This is a genomic window from Alteraurantiacibacter aestuarii, assembly GCF_039523595.1.
Taxonomy (GTDB): domain Bacteria; phylum Pseudomonadota; class Alphaproteobacteria; order Sphingomonadales; family Sphingomonadaceae; genus Alteraurantiacibacter; species Alteraurantiacibacter aestuarii.
Window position 1 is genome coordinate 167,256 of record NZ_BAAAFP010000001.1, and the last position, 14,343, is coordinate 181,598.

The window sequence follows — 14,343 nt, forward strand, 5'->3', positions numbered from 1 at the left end:
CGCGGGGCTGGCGTCCGGGGGCTGGCTGGGGGTAAGTAAAGCGGAATGAACAGGGAAAAACCTGAAGATCTGGTCGCGCGCGTGCCTTTCAGCACGGTACTGGCATCAATTGTCGGACTGTGGGTGTGCTATTTCCTGCTGACCACCCTGCGCGGTGAGCTGGTTGATCTGGGCTTTGTGACAGAGGCGTTCTGGCGCCGCGCGCTGGCATCGTTCCTCGGCATACTCATCACCATCGGCCTGTGGTCGATCCTGCGGCTGTTCGATCCACGCCCCTTGTGGCTCAAGATCTGTGCGGCGCTGCTGCTGTCCATGCCGGTGGCCATGCTGATCGCACAGAGCAACCAGATGGTCTTCTCATCGATGGAGGAACGGGTGTTCACGCGCACGGCGGAACAGCGCGGCTTTACCGTCCACCGCAGTGAAACGGGTGACCTGCTGGTGGATATTCCCGCGATGGGCATTCCCACCATGCCGGGCGCGGAAGCCGGCACCGACACCGTCACCGTCAATGCCACCAGCCTGCAAGGCACGCAGTGGCAGCAGCTGACCGAAGTGGCGTATGGCCGCTATTTCATGATGCTGGCGTGGTGCGCGCTCTATCTGGCGCTTCTGACAGGCGAAAAGGCCCGCGCGGCGGAACGGCGAGAGGGCACCTATCGGCGCGCGGCAAAGGCGGCGGAGCTGCGATCGCTGCGCTATCAGGTCAATCCGCACTTCCTGTTCAACACGCTCAACTCGCTGTCGGCGCTGGTGCTGACCGGCAAGACGCAGGCGGCGGAGCGGATGATCCAGATGCTTTCCACCTTCTATCGCCGCAGCCTGGCCGATGATCCCACCTGCGATGTGACGCTGGAGCAGGAGATTGCGCTGCAAAAGCTCTACCTCGATATCGAATCGGTGCGCTTCCCGCTGCGGCTGGTGCCAGATTACCAGGTGCCACCAGACCTGCAGGATTGCCTGATTCCCGGCATGATCCTGCAACCGCTGGTGGAAAATTCGGTCAAGCACGCGGTCGCTCCATCGTCCGGGCAGGTGACCATCACCCTTGCCGCGCGTGAGGAATACGGGCGGCTGGTGGTGACCGTTTCCGACGATGGACAGAGCGCTGCCGGCAAGGATGAGACCCGTCCCGGCTATGGCATCGGCCTGGCCAATGTGCGCGAACGGCTGGAAGCGCGCTTTGGCCATGAGGCATCGATTGTGTCCGGCCCCGTGCCCGGCGGCTATGCCACCCACCTGCGCCTGCCGATCCTGCGCGACCGCCATGCCGCCGAGGCTGCGGAATGAGTGCCGCGAACGATATCGCCGGTCTGCGCACGCTGATCGTGGATGATGAGCCGCTGGCGATTGAGCGGATGCAGGTGCTGTGTGCCGAGCTGGCCGGAATCTCGGTTGTCGGCACCGCCAGCGATGGCGAAGCGGCGCTGCGGCTGGCGGAAAAACTGCAACCGGACCTGCTGCTGCTGGACATGACCATGCCGGGCATGGACGGGCTGGCGGTGGCGCGCGGTCTGGGCAAGGTCAGTCGCACCACAGCGGTGATATTCGTCACCGCGCATGAGAATTTCGCCGTTGAGGCGTTTGACATGGATGCCGTGGATTATGTGCTCAAGCCTGTCGCCGCTGACCGGCTGGAACGCGCCATCGGCCGCGCGCTGGCCCGGCGCGACAATGCCGGTTCGTCTCCGGACGTCCAGTGGCTGAGCGAATTCTGGGTGCCCAACCGGTCTGAACTGCTGCGGATCGATGCCGATCAGGTCAGCCGCATCGATGCCGAGCGGGATTATGTGCGCCTGCATGTTACCGGCCCGGATGAAGCGCCGCGCAGCTATCTGCTGTTGCAGACCATTGCCGGGCTTGAGGCCAAGCTGGACCCGGACAAATTCATCCGCATCCACCGCTCCACCATATTGCGCCGCGACGAGATCCGCGGCCTGCGCCATGAAGGTCTGGGCGTGTGGTGCGTGGAATTGCAGGATGGTGAGGATCTGCGCATCGGGCGAACCTATCTGCGCAAGGTAAAGGCTCTGGCCGGCCGGTGATCGGGTTCGAGCAAGCCAAGCTCTACATGATCAATTATTCGGGCATGTCGCGCGATGCGCTGCATATCCATATCAGCATATTGCTGTTTTTCGCGGCGCTCTGGCTGAGCGGCCGGAAGCTGGGCAGCCTGCTGCCGCTGGTGATCGTGTTCGGCTTCTGCATCGCGGGAGAGATTGCCGACATCTTGCGGCTGGCACGGCTGCTGCAATGGCAGCAACCGCTTGAAAATTTTCATGATATCGCCAACACCATGTTCTGGCCGGTGGCCTTCACCGCCTATGGCCGGTGGCGCAGCCAGCGCCCTTCGATATCACCGGATGAACCTGCCGATAGTGACCCGGACGCATAGAAGGGCGCCCTGGGGCAGGCGCCCTTCCGCTTCGCAGCAAGGCCATTCAGCCGCCGCGACGCTGATCGTCGATGATCTCCGCAAAATGATTATCAAGCTGGCGCTTTGCATCGCGGTAGCAGGTGCGCGCCTCGCGTGAGGTCATGTTGGAACCGGTCGCCCGTTCGTTCATGCCGCACACATTCTTGGCGGCACTTTCGATCCGGCGATCAAGCTCTGCCCGGCCATCTTCCGTGGTCAGGTCGAGATCGGTATGCGTCACGCCAGTTGTCCGCGTTTCGCGCTCAGCTGCCGAGGCGGCTGGGGCGGCAAACAGCGCAGCGCTGGCCAATGCGAGAGTAATAGTCTTGATCATGCCCTTCTCCTTCCTCCGTTTGAATTCCCTTCGCGACCTCCCTTCCCCGGGGGGTCGCGCCGCAACCGGTGGGACTGGTATCGGCTGCGGCGCAATTGCAGGGATAGGGCGGAGCGCGATTCGGGTCCTGTCATGCTCGACTTGGGGCTGCTCTGGATCGACCGGCGAGTCCCAGCCCCGACGAAAAGGCCAGAGCCATCCACGAACTGCAATTTGCGAATGTCAGCGCCTTTGGGCACAAGGGTGATCATGGGTGTTGCCATCATCTTCCTGCTGGGAATCGCCAATTTCACCATGCACCGCGCCGTGCTGGAAAGCGGGCATGCCATGGTTCGGTCGATAGCTGCGCCGGGAAGTGTATTTGGCCCCCGGGTCACGCTGGCGCTGGAATTTGCACTGCTGCTGGCGGCCATGTTGCTGGTGGGAAACGGCATGGCGCTGTGGGGCTGGGCCTATGCGCTGTATACCGCAGGCAATGGACTGGCCGCGTGGCTGATCCTGTCGCGGCGCATATGAAGCGCCCTGTTACCTTGCCTGCGCCGATCTGCTAGCGATTGCCGCGATGGCCGACCACCTGACCCTTTTTCATATCAGCGACATCCATTTCGGGCTTGAGGACAATCTCGCGCTCGACTGGGTCAAGGCGGAGATTGCCGCGCGCCAGCCCGATGCGGTGGCGATTACCGGCGATCTGACCATGCGCGCCCGGCACCGGGAATTTGCCGCTGCCGCCACATGGATTCGCTCTCTCGATGCGCCGGTGACGGTGGAGCCGGGCAATCATGACCTGCCCAATTACCACCTGCCGTCACGCTATCTCAATCCGCTTGGCCGGTTTGAGGCTTTTCGCGATCTGGTTGAAAAGCGGCTGGAATTTCCGGGCCTGGCGCTGGTGCCGCTCAACACCAATGTTTCCGCCCAGCCGCGGTTGAACTGGTCAAAGGGATGGGTCAGCCGCCGGGCGCTGGACAATTGCCTGTCGCAGATTGACGCCCTGCCTGCCGGTACGCGGGTGATCGTGACTGCCCATCACCCGCTGCGGGAGGCGGGCACGCATGGCACCGCGCTGACCCGCAATGGCAATCATGCGCTGGATCAGCTGGCCCAGCGCAATGTTCTCGCCGTGCTGAGCGGCCATGTGCACGACGCTTTCGACCTGATGCAGGACACGCCCAGCGGACCTGTCCGGATGATCGGGGCGGGCACGCTGTCCCACCGCATTCGCTCCACCCCGCCGGGATTCAACGAACTGACGTGGGATGGCAGCAAGCTCACCGTCCATGTGCGCAATCTTGAGGGCATCTCGTCGCATGACATGATGGTGGACGAGGTCCCCGAAGACGCCATGCCGCCGCGTGAGGCGGGGGAACCTGTGGCACCCATCGGCCGCATTCCGCGCACCGATCCGCCGGTGGATTGAGGGGCTGGCGGCTCTTTGCGGGCCGAGCAGTTCTGCGCATGAGGCAAAGCGCCGTGCCGGGGCGGCACCAGAGCCGCCTTCAACCGTTTAGAAAGCGTGGCCCGCAAGATCCTCGTTGTCGAAGACGACCTCCTCAACCGCATGTTCTACCATGAGGTGCTTCAGAACCGTGGCTTTGAAGTGGCGATGGTTTCCGACGGGGCAGACGTGCTTGACGAGGTGCACCGCTTCGAACCCGACCTGATCACCATGGACATCCAGCTGCCGCATATTTCCGGCCTGCGCCTGATCCGCAAATTGCACCGTGATGAGGTGACGCGCGCCATCCCCGTGCTGGCTATCACCGCCTTTGCCGGAAAGGGCGAGGAGGCGCGTATTCGCGAGGCGGGTGCGAAGGGCTACCTCTCCAAGCCGGTTACGATCGATAAATTGCTGGCAGAGGTGGATAGCCTGTTCGCGCCATAGGATTGCGCCACAGGTTCGCGCGACAGGTTCGGGCCATCGGTGACCATGGTGTGCAGGCAAAGAAAAAGGGCGGCCCCTCGTGGGGACCGCCCTTCACATTTTCCACCGTCGCGGAAACTCTTGCAGCGCCAATTAGCGCTTGCTGAACTGGAAGCTCTTGCGTGCCTTGGCACGGCCATACTTCTTGCGTTCCACCACGCGGCTGTCACGGGTGAGGAAGCCGGCGGCCTTCACCGTCGCACGCAGCGCGGGTTCAAACTTGGTCAGTGCCTGGCTGATGCCATGCTTCACTGCGCCGGCCTGGCCGGACAGGCCGCCACCCTTGACGGTAGCGACGACATCATACTGGCCTTCGCGGTCAGAGATGGAGAACGGCTGGTTGATCACCAGGCGCAGCGTCGGACGTGCGAAATACACTTCCTGGTCGCGGCCATTGACCGTTACCTTGCCGGTGCCGGGCTTGATCCATACGCGGGCCACGGCGTCCTTGCGGCGGCCGGTGGCATAGGCACGGCCCTGCGCGTCCAGTTCCTGCTCACGCAGAACGGCAGCAGGTCCGGTACGGACGGGAGCAGCCACTTCATCAGAAGCAGGCGCATCGCCAGCGATATCCTTCAGATCGGCGAGATCTGACACGGTGTTGTTTTCCTCAGCCATCAGACAGTAGCCTTGTTCTTGCGATTCATGGAGGCAACATCGAGCACGGCGGGCTGTTGGCCGTCATGCGGGTGCTCGGTGCCATTGTAGAGGTGCAGCGCCTTCATCTGCGCCCGGCCCAGCGGACCGCGCGGGATCATGCGTTCCACAGCCTTTTCCAGAACACGCTCGGGAAAGCGGCCGTCCAGCACCTTGCCAGCGGTGACACCCTTGATGCCGCCCGGATAGCCGGTGTGCTTGTAATAGACCTTCTGGCCCAGCTTGTTGCCGGTGAACTTCACCTTGCCCGCATTGAGGATGATCACGTGGTCACCACAATCGACGTGCGGGGTGTAGCTGGCCTTGTGCTTGCCGCGCAGGATATTGGCGACAATCGTGGCGAGCCGGCCAACGACCAGGCCGTCGGCATCAATGATATGCCACTTCTTTTCGACCTCGGCCGGCTTGATCGACCGGGTCTGCTTCGACAGAGCCTTCATGGCTTCAAAATTCCTTGTTTCGCGAATGGTGCGCCGCAGGGCTTGCCGGGAATCACCGTCACAGCCTGCGAAGGCGCGGCATTTGTCCTTTTGGGGGCGGGAAGTCAAGCATTCGTGCGGCATAGCAGGGAGGTAAAATAATACCTTAACCCAAATGCAGGGCGTGAATGCGTGTGTTTTCGTCAGGCAGCAATCAGCCGCCAGCTCTCCACCGTGCGCCGTTGATCGCCGGCCAGATCGGTAACAACCTCGCGGCTGGCTTCGTGCATCAGGCCGGTCTGCGGATCGCACACGGCCACAAACCTTGTGGTCACTGCTCCGGACTCGCCCCAGGGAAGGGCTATTTCCTGCTGTTGTTCGCGGGTCGTTTCCACCGGCGCGAAAATGTCACGCGGCAGCTGGCTGGTCATGCGCGCACCGGCCTGGTGCAGCGCTTCCACCAGCAGATCGAGCTCCTGCCCGTCAGGTCCATTGCGCTCATATTCCCTGTTCAGCCCTGCCAGAGCCTCTTCAATCTCGTGCGATTCATGCGGGCCCGCACCATCCACGATCTGGCCCATCCGATCGAGCAGCAGCGGGAACACGCCGGTTTCAACCCGCTGTTCTTCCAGCCGGGCAAATTCCGCGATCCGGCTGGGAGCGGCTACGCTGGCAGACAGCTGCGTGCCCTCCAGCCTGTAGCCGGCGCCAAATGGCTCGAAGTGTACGTTGAAGTTGCGCGTAACCTCCAGCATCGCACCACCCACCATCTGGCGTTGCAGCTTGCGGGTATAGACCATCGGCACTGGCGGCGGGGCAAAGATACCGGATGCCCTGTGCCCGGAAGAGCTGTCCCCGGAAGACCTGTCTGTCGCCCATGCAGCGCGCGTGGCGAGCACAGGCGCCAAGGCGGCACCCAGAGCCAACATGATAGCGCTACGGCGATCAGAACGCTTCATCGCGATGCCTCCGTACCTGTCAGTCCGTCTATCCATGCGCTGGTGGCTTGTGCACTGGCTGTGGTTATCCACCCGGCAACCGCCGGGGTATCATAGGAATGCAAGTCGGCCAGTCTTGCAACAGATTTCTCCAGCAGCGATCCATGGGTCTTCAGCAGAACACCCACTTCGCGTGCCTCTCCCCGCTCACCCTGCCATTCAAAAATCGAGATCATGCCCGGCACGATATTGGCACAGGCGATGAGCCTTTCGTCAAGCAGCTGCCCGGCAACGCGGCGCGCCTCCTCTTCACTGGGAAAGGGGCACCAGATCAGCGCGGGGCCTTCGCTCACCGTGCACCTTGTCCCAGTCTGTGCGCGCCCCATGCCGTGGCCGCGACCAGTGCAGCCCCCACCACCTGATGCGCCACGGCCAGCCACAGCGCGACACCTGTCATCACCGTGGCGATGCCCAGAATGATCTGCGTACCAAAGGCGATGTGGATATAGACAGAGGCGCGCCGGTCACCCGCCTTCTTCAGTGCGCGGGCCATCACGATCAGCGCGGCCACCGCCACCCACGCCCACCAGCGGTGGATCCAGTGGATCAGGAAGGGATCATGCGTCAGCGTCCACAGCGCGCCGCGGGTCCAGCCGATCTCCGGGAACAGGCGTCCTTGCATCAGCGGCCAGCTGTCCGAAGCCAGTCCCGCATTCAGCCCTGCCACCCACGCGCCGAACAGCAGCTGGATGAACAATATCGCCAGTGTCGCCGTACCCAGCGCCGTGAGGCGGGCGGGCCGCGCCTGCGGATTGCCTGCCAGCACCAGCAGGTCACGCGCGGTCCAGATCAGGCCGCCGAGCGTGAACAGCGCCGTCAGCAGATGGATGGAGAGCCAGAAGTGGCTGACATCGGTCATCTCTCCCGAAAGGCCGGAGCGGACCATGAACCAGCCGAACGCGCCCTGCAGACCGCCCAGCGCCAGCAGCGCCACAAGGCGCGGCTTGTAGCCTGCGGGGATCGCCCCGCGAATCCAGAACCATGCCAGCGGCAGGGCAAAGGCCATGCCGATCACCCGCCCGATCAGGCGGTGGAACCATTCCCAGAAGAAGATGAACTTGAAATCGCTCAGCGTCATTCCCGCCGGCCCGGCTTCGAACCGGTATTCCGGCGTTGCCTGATAGGCGGCAAATTCCGCCTGCCACTGCGCCTCGCCAATGGGCGGGATCGCGCCGGTGACCGGCTTCCATTCGGTGATCGACAGGCCCGATTCGGTCAGCCGGGTAATACCGCCGACAGCCACGATCAGGAGGATGAGGATCGCCACGCCAAACAGCCAGCTGGCCAGGGCGGCGGGGCGAAGGGGCGATGCGGGCACTTGGGCCAGGCCATTTTCTGCTGCGGTTGCGACCATCTGCGCGATTTGCGCTTTGATGCCCCGAATCGCAAGACCGCATTTGGACGGTGGAGAGCGTGACAGCAAAAAGCCAAAAAACATTGCGCAATGTTATAGCGTTACATACATAGCCGCACATGAACTCAATCATCTTCAGGATTCGCGGCCAGCTTGACCGTGTTGGCGTGGTCTTGTCATGCCTGTGCCTGGTGCACTGCGTGGTCGGGCTGGTGCTGGTTGCGGGCCTGGGCCTTGGCGGCACTTTCCTGCTCGATCCGTCGATTCACAAGGTCGGCCTGCTGCTCGCCACCATCATTGCCGGCGTGGCCATCGGCATTGGCGCAATCCGCCACCGCCGTCCGCTGCCCTTCGTGGTGGCGATGACGGGCCTGTCCTTCATGGGCGGCGCGCTGGCGATCGGGCATGGCTATGAAGAGGCGGTGCTGACCGTGATCGGCGTGGTGCTGGTGGCCAGCGGACACATCCTCAACTTGCGCCGCGCAGTCTAGGCGCTATCCCGGCGAGCCTATGAGCACGCCCATCTCCATCACCGTAAACGGCGAAAGCCGCCGCAGCCAGGCCTCCACCATTGCCGATCTGGTGCGCGAACTGTCGCTCAAGCCGGAAAAGGTCGCGGTCGAACACAATGGCGTGATCGCGCCCCGCTCGACATTGGAGGATGTTCCGCTGGCAGACGGCGATGTGCTGGAGATCGTCACTTTCGTGGGCGGCGGCTGACGCGGGCGCCGCTCGGGGCATGGATCGGTCTTGCCTATGCGCTGCTTGGCGGATACCGCCCCGCGCATGACTGACCAGCCGAAAATTTCGCCCGAAGCCTCCAGCGATGGCTGGGAAGTGGCCGGCCACCGCTTTACCTCGCGCCTGATCGTGGGGACGGGCAAGTACAAGGACTTCGCCCAGAACGCAGCCGCCGTGGAGGCATCGGGCGCGCAGATCGTGACCGTGGCCGTTCGCCGGGTGAACATCTCCGACCCGACCCAGCCGGTGCTGATGGATTTCATCGATCCCAGGAAGATCACCTATCTGCCCAATACCGCGGGCTGCTTCACCGCAGAGGATGCGATCCGCACATTGCGGCTGGCGCGTGAGGCTGGCGGCTGGGATCTGGTAAAGCTGGAAGTGCTGGGCGAGGCGCGCACGCTCTATCCCGATATGCGTGAGACGCTGAAAGCCACCGAAGTGCTGGCCAATGAAGGCTTCAAGCCGATGGTCTATTGCGTGGACGATCCCATCGCCGCGCGGCAGCTGGAAGAGGCGGGCGCGGTGGCGATCATGCCGCTGGGCGCTCCCATCGGATCGGGGCTGGGCATTCAGAACAAGGTGACCATTCGCCTGATCGTCGAAGGTGCCACAGTGCCGGTGCTGGTCGATGCCGGGGTGGGCACCGCCAGCGAAGCGGCTGAGGCGATGGAGCTGGGCTGCGATGGCGTGCTGATGAACACCGCCATTGCCGAAGCAAAAGACCCGATCCGCATGGCGCGGGCGATGAAATACGGCGTGATCGCGGGCCGCGAAGCCTATTTGGCGGGCCGCATGGGGCGCCGCAAATATGCCGATCCCAGCAGCCCGCTGGCAGGATTGATCTGATCTGGACCTGATCTGGACCTGATCTTCGGCACGGCGCTTACCAGTTCTTAACCATGATCGGCGAAACATCGGACCTGTAATCCGCAGGAGCCGATCATGGCGCAGACGAAAACGACATCGCAGACCATCGCCGAATTGCGCGAATTCGCCAGTTTTACCGCTGAGGAACAGCTGTTTATCGAGCGCAGCCTCGATGTCGGGCTGGGCCGCGGAGATGCCTTCAAGTCATGGGTGGAGGAAGGCGGTTCCTGCTCTGCGATTCGCGGGCAATATATCGCCTACCGCGAACTGCGCGCCTTGCGCGGCAGTGTGCCATCGATCGAATCGCTGGACGGCGTGGCCGAGTTCATCGGCGCGCTGGTGCGTATGTCCGCAGCCGACCTGGCACAGGAACAGCTCAGCTGCTTTTCCGCCTATCGCTTCCTGTATGAGCGGCTGCTGGGTGCGCCGGTGCGCCCATGGCTGCCCGCAGCTTTCTGCGGCGCTGCCGCGCTTCCGCAAATCCGCCCTGAACGGCGCAAGATGCTGCTCCAGTCATTGAGCGAGGCGGCCGCCACAGCGCCCGCATGGTCCACCCGCGAACCGGGCTTCTTCCCCGAGAGGATCGAAGACGAAGCGGCGTGAGTTAATTGCCCGACATCGGGGTGAGCGAAATTATTGTGCGCCCGTATCGATCATGATGGGATAGTATCGCAAGGCTGGCATCGTACCGGACAGACAATTGTTCAGAACCAAGCCATTCCAGACTAACTGTTGGACGGTTTGAATCCTCGGCAAATGATCGCCCGGAAGCAATCAGAATATTGCCCGCGTCGGTCGGCGCGTCATCACGGTCAACGATCGATACCTGCGTTGAATAGCCTGTCGTTGCTCCGCAATTTCGTTCGAAAGCGACCGCATCGGCATTTCCAAAAGGCGCGCGGGCGCGTTCCAGAACCACATTCTCGCAACCATCTGTGCATCCGGCAAGCATGGCGGCAACAAGAACTGGTGCGATGAAATGACGGTGGATCAATACAGTTCGTCCAGCCGGTTCTGATATTTCTCGCGAATGAAGGGTCGGCGGATCTTGAGCGTCGGCGTCATCTGGTTGTTCTCGACGCTGAAGGATTCATCCGCGAAGGTGAACTTGCGGATCTTCTCGATCACCGAGAGGTCATTATTGGTGCGGTCCACCGCTGCCTTGATCGCGCTGCGGAAGGCGGGCAGGTCCTGCAGGGCGGCCATGTCGAATTTCTCGCCACTGGCGCGCGCCCAGCCAACGGCCCATTCGGCATCGGGCACAATCAGCGCCACCATATAGGGGCGCTTGTCGCCGCTCACCATGGCCTGCGATATCTCGGGCTGCAGGGTCAGCATCCCCTCCAGCTTCTGCGGGGCGATATTGTCACCCTTGTCGTTGACGATGATGTCTTTCTTGCGATCGGTGATCACGATCCGTCCACCATCATCGAGATGGCCGATGTCGCCGGTGTGCAGCCAGTCGTCTGGCAGTGCCTTGGCGGTATCCTCCGGATTTTGCCAATAGCCCTTCATCACGCATTCGCCGCGCACCAGGATCTCGCCATCTTCGGCGAATTGCACTTCGACACCGCGCAGCGGCGGGCCAACCGTGTTCAGGCGAATTCCGGCGGTGGGGTAATTGCAGCTGACCACGGGCGCGGTCTCTGTCTGGCCATAGCCTTGCAGCATCGTCAGCCCCATGGCCTGGAAGAAGCCGCCCACTTCCGGGTTGAGCGGCGCGCCGCCCGATACCAGCGCCTTGATCCTGCCGCCGAAGCGATCGCGGATCTTGGGGCGCAGGGTCAGGTCGAGCAGCCAGCCGGTGGGAATATCGCGCAAGGCCCACTTGCCGCTGACCTGCCGCTCTCCCAGCGAAATGGCCCGTTCCAGCAGGAAACCGGCGATGCCGCCCTGCTTCTCCAGCGATTTGATGATCTTGCCGCGCAGCAGTTCGAACAGGCGCGGGACCACGATCATGAAAGTGGGCTGTGCTTCCACCAGATTGGTGGAGAGCTTGTCCAGCCCCTCGGCAAACCAGATGTCGGCACCCAGGCCAATCGGAAGGTAGAGCCCGGCGGTGTGTTCCAGCGCATGGCTCATCGGCAGGAAGGACAGGAAGCGGTCTTCGCCCCAGCCGAAATCTCCCGCAAGAATCTCGCCCGCAGCGATGCAATTGTGCAGGATTGCCCCGTGATGCAGCATCACCCCGCGCGGAGAGCCGCTGGTGCCGCTGGTATAGATGATGCAGGCAATGTCGTCGCGCGTCACGCCCTCCAGCCGGGCGTCCACTTCGGCCCGTGCGGCCTGTGCATCGCCGGTAATCAGGTCCGGCCAGTCATGCATGACAAAGCCGCTGGCCTGCGCCGATGGAATATCCTCCATCGTGATGACATGTTCGGCATGGCCCGATCCCAGCATGGCGGTAAACAATGGCTCGGCCAGCTTGCTGTTGGATACGACCACGGCGCGCGCGCCGCTATCGTCCAGGATATGCGCGTGATCGCGCTTAGTGTTGGTGGTGTAGGCTGGCGTGGTGACGCAGCCTGCGGCCATGATCGCCAGATCGGCAATGCACCATTCGGGGCGGTTTTCGGATACCAGCATCACCCGGTCACCCGGCTTCAGGCCCATTGCCGTCAGCCTTGTCGCCAGCAGGCAGACCTGCCGCGATGCCTCGGCATAGCTGGTGGAAGTCCACTTGCCGTCAATCTTGGCGGTCAGGAAGGGCTTGTCCCCCTGCTCGTCCGCGCGTTTCAGGAACAGACCGACCAGGCTGCGCGCATTTTCAATATCCTGCAGCTGCACCTGCCGCGATCCTCCATCCCATGCCGATTCGTGCCGACAAACAGTGACGTTACTTATGCAACTTCCTAGGCGCTGGAGTGCGCGCGGGCAAGATCAGGGCCGGCAAGATCAGGGAATGATCGCAACACCTTCGCTGCGCGGATCGGCTCCGCCGACCCAGCTGCCATCCACCAATATCGCGGCATTGGTCTTCAGTGGCAGGCCGCGGGCCATAACTTTGTGGCCCAGCGCCTCCAGCGCAGGCTGCATCGCCAGCAGGGAAGAGCCTTCCTCCAGCACAATCGTGTCACCCGGCGAATAGAGCACCGGCAGGGCCAGCGCCCGGTCCAGCGGCAGGCCCCAGTCGATCACGCCGATCAGCACCCGGGCCACCTGCACCGGGATGGTGCTTCCGCCCGCCGCGCCCACGGCCATCACCAGTTCGCCGTCAGGGCCATAGACCAGCGTTGGCGACATGGAGCTGCGCGGGCGTTTTGATCCCTCCACGCGGTTGGCCACCGGAATGCCATCGCGCTGCGGCACAAAGCTGAAATCGGTCAGCTCATTATTCAGGTAGAAGCCGCCATACATATGGCCCGACCCGAAAGACCCCTCAACGGTGGAGGTCCATGACACCGCCGCGCCCCACTGGTCCACCGCCACGAAATGGCTGGTGCCGCTTTCCACCGGCTCTGCGCCATCGGCCATGATCGCGCGCGTTCCCGGCGGCGTTCCGGCAGACACGATCTGCAATGTCCGATCGGCAGAGATCAGTGTGCCGCGTTCGCGCAGGTAATTGCCATCCATCAACCCGGCGACGGGGACGGACACGAAATCATCATCCGCCAGATACAGCTCGCGGTCGGCATAGGCGAGGCGCTGGCTTTCGGCGAACAGGTGCCACGCGGTGGGCGATGCCGGCCCAAGCGCGCCCATGTCAAACCCCTCCAGCTGCTTGAGGATCGCGAACACCGTGGTCGCGCCAGAGGAAGGCGGACCCATCCCGCAGATGCGATATTGCCGGTATGTGCCGCACGGGCTTTCCCGCCACAGCGCCCGATAACTGGCGATGTCGGTGGCGGACATGTCGGCGGCGCCCGGCGTGGCATCGGCAATCACCTGCGCCATCGCCCGGCCATGCATGCCGGTATAGAAACTGTCCGGCCCCTCAGTGGCGATCCGTTCCAGTGTGGCGGCAAGCGCGGGATTGCGCACCAGCGTACCGACCGGCAGCGGCTCCCCCGCGGCATCATAGAACAGCGCGCGGCCCGCCTCGACATTGCCGGCGCGATTGGGCGAGCGTTGCAGATATTCGCGGAACCGCTCGGTAATCACGAAGCCGTCCCGCGCCAGAGCGATAGCGGGCTGGAACAGCTGCGCCCATTCAAGGCGGCCAAACCGGTCATGCGCCTGTTCGGCCAGGCGGATATTCCCCGGCACACCGATGGATAGGCCGGTCAGCACGGCCTGCGGAAATGGCACGGGATTGCCGTCTTCGCCCAGGAACCAGTCGGGCGTGGCTGCGGCGGGAGCGGTCTCGCGGCCGTCCAGCGTTGCCACCTGGCCATCGGATGTTCCGCGCACATAGAAGCCGCCGCCGCCAATGCCGGAGCTTTGCGGCTCGACCACGGTCAGCGCCAGCATGGTGGCAATGGCCGCATCGGTGGAACTGCCGCCCTGCCGCAACATCTGCGCACCGGCCTCGGCAGCGCGGGGGTCGGCAGCGCTGACGACTCCGGAAGAATGCGCAGCCGGATCAATGTTTGTCAGAGCCGGATTTTCGAGAGCTGGAGCTTCGCGCGTCGTGCAAGCTGCAAGCGCCAGCGGGGCTGCAAATGCGATCAGGAAATTGCGGGCCATGCGC

General features: G+C 63.2%; 19 protein-coding genes. 10 read left to right on the forward strand and 9 right to left on the reverse strand.

Annotated elements, in window-relative coordinates; genetic code table 11:
* The first annotated feature begins 45 nt into the window (after positions 1-45).
* The 3 genes from ABDZ98_RS00835 to ABDZ98_RS00845 are packed head-to-tail and all read left to right on the forward strand — an operon-like array spanning position 46 to position 2,395.
* Positions 46-1,290 carry a sensor histidine kinase gene (locus tag ABDZ98_RS00835; RefSeq protein WP_160590776.1) on the forward strand — a complete coding sequence of 415 codons (1,245 nt, stop codon included), beginning with the start codon at positions 46-48 and terminating at the stop codon, positions 1,288-1,290.
* Complete coding sequence (locus ABDZ98_RS00840) at positions 1,287-2,045, forward strand: LytR/AlgR family response regulator transcription factor (protein WP_160590775.1); 759 nt, start codon at positions 1,287-1,289, stop codon at positions 2,043-2,045. The genes ABDZ98_RS00835 and ABDZ98_RS00840 overlap by 4 nt, the downstream gene beginning before the upstream one ends.
* On the forward strand, positions 2,042-2,395 hold the full coding sequence (locus ABDZ98_RS00845) for a hypothetical protein (protein ID WP_160590774.1): 354 nt from the start codon (positions 2,042-2,044) through the stop codon (positions 2,393-2,395). The genes ABDZ98_RS00840 and ABDZ98_RS00845 overlap by 4 nt, the downstream gene beginning before the upstream one ends.
* Positions 2,396-2,441: 46 nt before the next feature.
* On the opposite strand, the gene ABDZ98_RS00850 is transcribed toward ABDZ98_RS00845, so the two are convergent.
* Positions 2,442-2,750, reverse strand: a complete 309-nt coding sequence (locus ABDZ98_RS00850) for a UrcA family protein (RefSeq protein ID WP_160590773.1) — start codon at positions 2,748-2,750, stop codon at positions 2,442-2,444.
* A 249-nt stretch (positions 2,751-2,999) separates the two neighbouring features.
* Here ABDZ98_RS00850 and ABDZ98_RS00855 point away from each other — a divergent pair, with 249 nt between their 5' ends.
* The 3 genes from ABDZ98_RS00855 (at position 3,000) to ABDZ98_RS00865 (ending at position 4,635) form a co-directional block, all read left to right on the forward strand.
* Positions 3,000-3,266, forward strand: coding sequence for a hypothetical protein (locus ABDZ98_RS00855; protein WP_160590772.1), 267 nt, complete (start codon positions 3,000-3,002; stop codon positions 3,264-3,266).
* A 46-nt stretch (positions 3,267-3,312) separates the two neighbouring features.
* Entirely contained in the window at positions 3,313-4,170 is an 858-nt protein-coding gene (locus ABDZ98_RS00860) for a metallophosphoesterase family protein (RefSeq protein ID WP_160590771.1), read from the forward strand.
* A gap of 96 nt (positions 4,171-4,266) precedes the next feature.
* A complete protein-coding gene (locus ABDZ98_RS00865; protein WP_160590770.1) occupies positions 4,267-4,635 on the forward strand; it encodes a response regulator in 369 nt (122 codons plus the stop codon).
* A 132-nt stretch (positions 4,636-4,767) separates the two neighbouring features.
* Here the strand turns inward: ABDZ98_RS00865 and rpsI are convergent, their stop codons facing one another.
* The 5 genes from rpsI to ABDZ98_RS00890 all read right to left on the reverse strand — a co-directional run bounded on the left by rpsI (position 4,768) and on the right by ABDZ98_RS00890 (position 8,102).
* Complete coding sequence (gene rpsI, locus ABDZ98_RS00870; RefSeq protein WP_160590769.1) at positions 4,768-5,292, reverse strand: 30S ribosomal protein S9; 525 nt, start codon at positions 5,290-5,292, stop codon at positions 4,768-4,770.
* Positions 5,292-5,771, reverse strand: a complete 480-nt coding sequence (gene rplM, locus ABDZ98_RS00875) for a 50S ribosomal protein L13 (protein WP_160590768.1) — start codon at positions 5,769-5,771, stop codon at positions 5,292-5,294. Before rplM ends, rpsI begins: the two co-directional genes overlap by 1 nt.
* Before the next feature lie 182 nt (positions 5,772-5,953).
* A complete protein-coding gene (locus tag ABDZ98_RS00880; RefSeq protein WP_160590767.1) occupies positions 5,954-6,709 on the reverse strand; it encodes a hypothetical protein in 756 nt (251 codons plus the stop codon).
* On the reverse strand, positions 6,706-7,041 hold the full coding sequence (gene cutA / locus ABDZ98_RS00885; RefSeq protein WP_337190183.1) for a divalent-cation tolerance protein CutA: 336 nt from the start codon (positions 7,039-7,041) through the stop codon (positions 6,706-6,708). The genes ABDZ98_RS00880 and cutA overlap by 4 nt, the downstream gene beginning before the upstream one ends.
* Entirely contained in the window at positions 7,038-8,102 is a 1,065-nt protein-coding gene (locus tag ABDZ98_RS00890; protein WP_160590765.1) for a COX15/CtaA family protein, read from the reverse strand. The genes cutA and ABDZ98_RS00890 overlap by 4 nt, the downstream gene beginning before the upstream one ends.
* A 119-nt stretch (positions 8,103-8,221) precedes the next feature.
* On the opposite strand from ABDZ98_RS00890, the gene ABDZ98_RS00895 reads away from it, so the two are divergent.
* The 4 genes from ABDZ98_RS00895 (at position 8,222) to ABDZ98_RS00910 (ending at position 10,316) form a co-directional block, all read left to right on the forward strand.
* Positions 8,222-8,593, forward strand: a complete 372-nt coding sequence (locus ABDZ98_RS00895) for a MerC domain-containing protein (RefSeq protein WP_160590764.1) — start codon at positions 8,222-8,224, stop codon at positions 8,591-8,593.
* A gap of 19 nt (positions 8,594-8,612) precedes the next feature.
* The gene (gene thiS, locus ABDZ98_RS00900; RefSeq protein ID WP_237437437.1) at positions 8,613-8,822 is read left to right on the forward strand and encodes a sulfur carrier protein ThiS; all 210 of its coding nucleotides are present in this window, start codon (positions 8,613-8,615) and stop codon (positions 8,820-8,822) included.
* Positions 8,823-8,888: 66 nt separating this feature from the next.
* A complete protein-coding gene (locus tag ABDZ98_RS00905) occupies positions 8,889-9,692 on the forward strand; it encodes a thiazole synthase (protein WP_237437436.1) in 804 nt (267 codons plus the stop codon).
* Between the two features lie 96 nt (positions 9,693-9,788).
* The gene (locus ABDZ98_RS00910) at positions 9,789-10,316 is read left to right on the forward strand and encodes a hypothetical protein (RefSeq protein ID WP_160590763.1); all 528 of its coding nucleotides are present in this window, start codon (positions 9,789-9,791) and stop codon (positions 10,314-10,316) included.
* A gap of 1 nt (position 10,317) precedes the next feature.
* Here the strand turns inward: ABDZ98_RS00910 and ABDZ98_RS00915 are convergent, their stop codons facing one another.
* From ABDZ98_RS00915 to ggt, 3 genes are all read right to left on the reverse strand, one after another.
* Positions 10,318-10,707, reverse strand: a complete 390-nt coding sequence (locus ABDZ98_RS00915) for a hypothetical protein (protein WP_160590762.1) — start codon at positions 10,705-10,707, stop codon at positions 10,318-10,320.
* Entirely contained in the window at positions 10,704-12,500 is a 1,797-nt protein-coding gene (locus ABDZ98_RS00920; RefSeq protein ID WP_160590761.1) for an AMP-binding protein, read from the reverse strand. Before ABDZ98_RS00920 ends, ABDZ98_RS00915 begins: the two co-directional genes overlap by 4 nt.
* Positions 12,501-12,608: 108 nt before the next feature.
* The gene (ggt, locus tag ABDZ98_RS00925) at positions 12,609-14,339 is read right to left on the reverse strand and encodes a gamma-glutamyltransferase (RefSeq protein WP_160590760.1); all 1,731 of its coding nucleotides are present in this window, start codon (positions 14,337-14,339) and stop codon (positions 12,609-12,611) included.
* Between the last annotated feature and the right edge of the window lie 4 nt (positions 14,340-14,343).

What these genes read in the sequence shown, in the direction of transcription:
- ABDZ98_RS00835 (WP_160590776.1), top strand. Translation starts at nt 46, where the DNA reads ATGAACAGGGAAAAACCTGAAGATCTGGTCGCGCGCGTGCCTTTCAGC.
- ABDZ98_RS00840 (WP_160590775.1), top strand. Translation starts at nt 1,287, where the DNA reads ATGAGTGCCGCGAACGATATCGCCGGTCTGCGCACGCTGATCGTGGAT.
- ABDZ98_RS00850 (WP_160590773.1), bottom strand. Translation starts at nt 2,750, where the DNA reads ATGATCAAGACTATTACTCTCGCATTGGCCAGCGCTGCGCTGTTTGCC.
- ABDZ98_RS00855 (WP_160590772.1), top strand. Translation starts at nt 3,000, where the DNA reads ATGGGTGTTGCCATCATCTTCCTGCTGGGAATCGCCAATTTCACCATG.
- ABDZ98_RS00860 (WP_160590771.1), top strand. Translation starts at nt 3,313, where the DNA reads ATGGCCGACCACCTGACCCTTTTTCATATCAGCGACATCCATTTCGGG.
- rpsI (WP_160590769.1), bottom strand. Translation starts at nt 5,292, where the DNA reads ATGGCTGAGGAAAACAACACCGTGTCAGATCTCGCCGATCTGAAGGAT.
- rplM (WP_160590768.1), bottom strand. Translation starts at nt 5,771, where the DNA reads ATGAAGGCTCTGTCGAAGCAGACCCGGTCGATCAAGCCGGCCGAGGTC.
- ABDZ98_RS00880 (WP_160590767.1), bottom strand. Translation starts at nt 6,709, where the DNA reads ATGAAGCGTTCTGATCGCCGTAGCGCTATCATGTTGGCTCTGGGTGCC.
- ABDZ98_RS00890 (WP_160590765.1), bottom strand. Translation starts at nt 8,102, where the DNA reads ATGGTCGCAACCGCAGCAGAAAATGGCCTGGCCCAAGTGCCCGCATCG.
- ABDZ98_RS00895 (WP_160590764.1), top strand. Translation starts at nt 8,222, where the DNA reads ATGAACTCAATCATCTTCAGGATTCGCGGCCAGCTTGACCGTGTTGGC.
- thiS (WP_237437437.1), top strand. Translation starts at nt 8,613, where the DNA reads ATGAGCACGCCCATCTCCATCACCGTAAACGGCGAAAGCCGCCGCAGC.
- ABDZ98_RS00905 (WP_237437436.1), top strand. Translation starts at nt 8,889, where the DNA reads ATGACTGACCAGCCGAAAATTTCGCCCGAAGCCTCCAGCGATGGCTGG.
- ABDZ98_RS00910 (WP_160590763.1), top strand. Translation starts at nt 9,789, where the DNA reads ATGGCGCAGACGAAAACGACATCGCAGACCATCGCCGAATTGCGCGAA.
- ggt (WP_160590760.1), bottom strand. Translation starts at nt 14,339, where the DNA reads ATGGCCCGCAATTTCCTGATCGCATTTGCAGCCCCGCTGGCGCTTGCA.